The sequence below is a fragment of the Oleiphilus sp. HI0123 genome (assembly GCF_001635315.1).
This window is the reverse complement of the sequence record NZ_LWGE01001362.1, coordinates 1-573: the sequence shown is the minus strand read 5'-3', so window position 1 is coordinate 573 and position 573 is coordinate 1. Positions and strand designations below refer to the sequence as shown.

The 573-nt window shown below is 45.7% G+C and carries 2 protein-coding genes; both read left to right on the top strand.

Annotated elements, in window-relative coordinates; all coding sequences use genetic code 11:
- On the top strand, window positions 1–134 hold a 134-nt coding region (locus A3761_RS25835; RefSeq protein WP_304439623.1), incomplete at its 5' end, for a flagellar basal body rod C-terminal domain-containing protein.
- 34 nt (window positions 135–168) lie between these two features.
- On the top strand, window positions 169–573 hold a 405-nt coding region (locus A3761_RS17075), incomplete at its 3' end, for a flagellar basal body L-ring protein FlgH (RefSeq protein ID WP_197473086.1).

Genomic DNA, 573 nt, shown 5'->3' with positions numbered 1-573 from the left:
TGCTAGAGCAATCGAACGTAGATACGGTGCAAGAGCTGGTCAGCATGATTACTGTCCAGCGCGCCTATGAAATGAACTCAAAAGTTGTGTCTACGGCTGACCAGATGCTCCAGTACATTGGGCAGAACCTGTAATACGCGCTTAGTTGTTTGAGGGGAAGGTGATTATATGAGGCAGATTAATCAAGTATTCAAAGCAGTGCTAGGCCTGAGCTTGGTCGTGTTGACTAGTGCATGCAGCATCATGACTCGTGAGCACCCTTTGCCCAATGACCCGGCTTACGCTCCTGTACCTTCGAGTGCGCTGAAATCAGGTGAAATGGTGACGGGGTCGATCTATCAGGTTAACCGAAACTTTAGTATGTATGGTGATCAGGTTGCCTTAAACGTTGGTGATATTCTGACGGTTACCTTGCAAGAAAACACCAGTTCATCCAAGTCAGCAGATACCAGCTATGACAAAGATGATGAAGTGACTTTTAATGAGGCAACCATTCTAGGCAATGTTATTCAAAAACATGGTTTGAGCCTTTTGACTAATCCTAGCTTAGAGCGAGCGTTTGATGGTAAGGCA